This window comes from Rudaea sp., assembly GCF_036383415.1.
Lineage (GTDB): Bacteria > Pseudomonadota > Gammaproteobacteria > Xanthomonadales > Rhodanobacteraceae > Rudaea.
On record NZ_DASVOK010000334.1, the window covers coordinates 1 to 4359 of the forward strand.

A 4359-nucleotide genomic window follows, 5' to 3' on the forward strand; every position below is an offset into this window, starting at 1 on the left:
CTGCACAACAACCATCACGCCTTCCCGAGCTCGGCCAAGTTCGCGCTGCGCAAGTTCGAGGTCGACATCGGCTGGGGCATCATCTGCGCGTTGCGTGCGGTCGGCCTCGCCAAGGTGCTGCGCGTCGCGCCGACGCTCGACGTGCGCCCGAACGTGCAGCTGCCCGATGCGGAGACGATCAAGGCACTGGTCTCGCACAAGTTCGAAGTGATGAGCGACTACTTCCGCGGCGTGATCGTGCCGACCCTGCGCGAGGACGCCGCGCAAGCCGGCGCCAACCTCAAGGCGATCCCGCGTGCACTGCGCCGCGCGCTCGGCAACGGCGGCCGCTGGCTCGACGAGCATTCGCGCCAGAAGATGCAGGCCCTCGTCGAGAATCGTCCGACCCTGCGCACCGTCTGCGACTTCCGTGCGCGCCTCGCGGCCGTGCTCGAGCGCAACAGCGGTGGCGCCGAAGCGATGAAGGCGGCATTGATCGAATGGTGCCGCGAAGCGGAAGCCTCCGGCATCGCCGCGCTCGCGACCTTTGCCGCGCGCCTGCGCGGCTACGCGCTCGCGCCGGTGCGCGCTTGACCTGAGCGGATTGCGCGTCGCGCGGTCCTGAAGCAAGAGCCGCGGCTGGGTTTCGACTCCGCGGCTTTTTCATCCTAGAGCGATAATTTGCTATCCGATCCAGAAAGCGCTAACATCACTGGTGCGCAACCCGATATGCCGGGTTGTTCGCTACAAAAATACAGGTACAAAAAAGCTACATACATAGCAACACCGCTTCAGGACAGGCTCGCCCTCTCGGGGCAGCACAAAGATACGTTCGTCGCCCTATTGGGCACACAGATTTGAATAGCCCCCGTTATCGGGGGCTATTCTTTTCCGAGTTTCAAACCTATCTTTGGAGCAAAGCCCATGAAGAACTACGAAAGTCTTTTCCGTCACTACTATAACCAACCGTTTGGCGAAGTGTTTGCGCACTTTTACCCGCCGCGTGACACGCTCGATGAACAGGGAAAGCCGGATTATGACGAACCGTTCAAGGCGATTGCGCGTGCCACGGGTGACGGATATGAAGCATGGACTTTCCGTCAAGACCGCTTCAAAGACCGCCATAAAAGCACGGCCGTACCAAAGCTAAAGAATTATTTGAATTACACCTTTGTGCGGCTTCTTGAGTTGGAAAAGAAGCAGCCAGGCAAGTATTTTTCGTTTTCCGCAGACAAGAGCCGTGTTGCGTTTAATACCGGCCTTCAGACGCCGCACGGTTCAGACTTGCTTGCTACTTTCCAGCAGTACAAGCCGAAAGCTGGGGGCATGAATGACACCAATGGCTACCCAGACTGGGTGTTCAAAGGCTGCCATGCTCCAAGCGATCGCGCTTTCCGAGACCACTTCGGAACAAACGTTCCGGAGATCGCTTGGTATTCGGCCGACAGCAGAGATTTCGTGTTCGATGTGTCCTATAAGCTTGATGGGGACGTGTTCGATCATCTCTTTGAGCGAGCAAAAGAGCGCGCCGGTCTTCCCAATGTTTCGGACGAAGTGGTCCGCACTTACCTTAAAGGTGCCCTTGAACGCCTTGTGCCGCGCATAAAGCGTAACTACAAGGTTGCGATACCGGTCTACTACGTGGAAGAAAGGCGTATGCAGTTGTTGCTGCCGTTCGAATCTGCGAGCAGCACGCCCGAAGTATCGTGCTTCCTCATAGAGCGGGAAGACGTAAGTAGGACGTATAGGCTAAAGACGATCTTTGACCTGGATCAGGCTTACTTTTCGGCTCGACTCATCACTCGCCCTGATCGCGAATGGCTTGACCCGTAGCGATCCTCTCCTACGTAGACTACGGACGAACTCGGCACCACTGGTGCCGTTCGCGATGCCTCATGGCGCTAGGCGTCAGACGAAGTTTCGCTAAGTACATACTTCCGAGACGATTTGCTTACCGCTACAGTTGCCCGATATTCGGTACCGAGCGGGCACGATATCGGTGCATTGGTGGGTATCGCCGACGTCGCGGCAGCTATAGCAACAAATAGACGCATTCCGAGTTCGCGCTATAGATTCTGGTAATTCGGCCCCGAACCACCCTCCGGCGTCACCCAGGTAATGATCTGGTACGGATCCTTGATATCGCAGGTCTTGCAGTGCACGCAGTTGGCGGCGTTGATCTGCAGGCGCTTGCCGGCTTGCGTTGATTCGTCTGCGACGATTTCGTAGACGCCGGCGGGGCAGAAGCGCGTGCAGGGGTTCTGGTATTCGCTCGCGCACTTGGTCACGCAGACGTCGGTGTCGGCGACGTGCAGGTGCACGGGTTGATCCTCGTCGTGCTCGGTCGCGGCGAAGTAGACCGAGGCAAGGCGGTCGCGCGGCGCGAGCGTGCGCTCGATGTAGCCGAGGCGCTTCTGGTCGTCGGCGACGGTTTCGCCCGGCGCGACCTTGTTCAACGACGACCAGTCGGCGTGGTTTTTCAAGGTCCACGGCGACAGGCCGGCGGTGAGCGTTTCCCAGCCCGCGTTGGCGAGGCCGAACCACAGGCCCTTGTTGAAGCCGGGGCGGATATTGCGCACCTTCTTCAGTTCACTCATCACGACCGAGTCGCGCAGTTTCGCGTCCCAGCCGGCCGGCGAGTTCGCCGCGACGACGTGTTCGGCCGCGATCATGCCCGAGCGGATTGCCTGGTGCGTGCCCTTGATCTTGGGTACGTTGAGCAGACCGGCGGAATCGCCGATCAGCATCGCGCCGGGCATCTCGACTTTCGGCAGCGACTGGTAACCGCCTTCGACGATCGCGCGCGCGCCGGCCGAGACGATGCTGCCGCCGTCGAGCAGCGGCTTGATGTGTGGATGGTTCTTGAGCTGCTGGAACGCCTCGAACGGCGACAGCAGCGCGTCGGAATAATCGAGGCCGGTGACGAAGCCGATCGCGACGCGATCGTTGTCGAGGTGATAGAGGAAACTGCCGCCGTAGGTGGCGCTGTCCATCGGCCAGCCGACGGTATGCACGACCTTGCCCGGCGTCGTGCGGCCCGCGGGCAGCTGCCAGAGTTCCTTGATGCCGATGCCGTAAGTCTGCGGATCGCTGTCGGCATCGAGCTGGTATTTCTCGATCAGATGCTTCGACAGATGGCCGCGGCAGCCTTCGGCGAGCACCGTGATCGGCGCGACGATATCAATGCCTTGGGTGTAGCCCGACTTGTGCTTTCCGTCCTTGGCCACGCCCATGTCGCCGATGCGCACGCCGCAGACCGCGCCACCGTCACCGAACAGCGGTTCGCTCGCGGCGAAGCCCGGATAGATTTCCACGCCGAGCGCCTCGGCCTGCGGCGCGAGCCACGCACAAAGCGCTCCCAACGAGACGATAAAGTTGCCGTGATTGTGCATCTGCGGCGGCGTGATCGGCGATTTGATCGCGCGTGTGTGGTCCGGCAGGAACCAGAACTCGTCCTCGCTCACCGGCACGCAGACCGGCGGCGGATTCTTGCCCCATTCGGGCAGCAGCTCGTTGAGCGGCTGCGGCTCGATCACCGCGCCGGAAAGGATTTGCGCGCCGATCGTCGACGCTTTCTCGATCACGCATACGCGGATGTCGGGCTTGAGCTGCTTGAGCCGGATCGCGAAGGCGAGACCGGCAGGGCCGGCGCCGACGGTGACGACGTCGTATTCCATCACGTCGCGGGGAGTTTGCTCGCTCATGCTGACAGGCTCATTGTTGGTTGCAAAACCGGGCATCCTGCCGCGGTTTGCAAGAAAACGGTCGCGGCAGAGCCGCGCCACGTTTTCCGCGACCAGCGCTTGTGCGCTCGTCGCGTCGGCACGTCCCTGCGCCTAAGTGGCAGCCGCTCTTCGGAGAATGCGTTATTGAACTGCGATTGTGCGGTTTTGCTGCGGTCGCGGCAAATATTCGCCGTTCGCTTCCGTTCGGTTTCGTATCGCGAAATGCACGCTTCGATAACAAAAATTTGGTAATAATTGCGCGAAAGGGGAGAACTGCATGAATGTCGAACTGAGCCCAGCCGCCACCGAATCGCTAGCACCGCTGCCGCCACCCGGGGCGAAGTGCCTGCGCGGTGCGGAGCTGTGCCAGATCCTGCATTGGCTCGCCAGCGGGCGCATCAGTGCGCAGGCGCTCACGCAGACCTGTCTCGATGCGATCGCGGCGCAGAACGAGGAGTTGAATGCCTATATCGCGCTCAACCCGCGCGCACTCGACGAGGCACGCGCCAGCGACGCGCGCCGCACGAGTGGCAAGATCGGCCGCCTCGACGGCATTCCTGTTGCGGTCAAGGACAACTTCGACGTCGCCGGCCTGCCGACCGGCTGCGGCCTGCCGGGTGCGCACGCGCTCGCGAAGGCGGACGCATACGCGGTC

4 protein-coding genes are annotated in these 4359 nt (G+C 61.2%); 3 read left to right on the top strand and 1 reads right to left on the bottom strand.

The features are described from left to right. Positions 1-573: DesA/ISL3 alpha bundle tail domain-containing protein (locus VF497_RS12500; protein ID WP_330889182.1), on the top strand; the 573-nt coding region annotated here is incomplete at its 5' end. Between the two features lie 330 nt (positions 574-903). Beyond that, positions 904-1812 carry a DUF3825 domain-containing protein gene (locus tag VF497_RS12505; protein ID WP_330889184.1) on the top strand — a complete coding sequence of 303 codons (909 nt, stop codon included), beginning with the start codon at positions 904-906 and terminating at the stop codon, positions 1810-1812. A 233-nt stretch (positions 1813-2045) separates the two neighbouring features. Here the strand turns inward: VF497_RS12505 and VF497_RS12510 are convergent, their stop codons facing one another. Next, complete coding sequence (locus tag VF497_RS12510; RefSeq protein ID WP_330889186.1) at positions 2046-3683, bottom strand: electron transfer flavoprotein-ubiquinone oxidoreductase; 1638 nt, start codon at positions 3681-3683, stop codon at positions 2046-2048. A gap of 298 nt (positions 3684-3981) precedes the next feature. Here VF497_RS12510 and VF497_RS12515 point away from each other — a divergent pair. Continuing rightward, positions 3982-4359, top strand: a 378-nt coding sequence (locus tag VF497_RS12515) for an amidase family protein (protein WP_330889188.1), incomplete at its 3' end; no start/stop codon positions are given.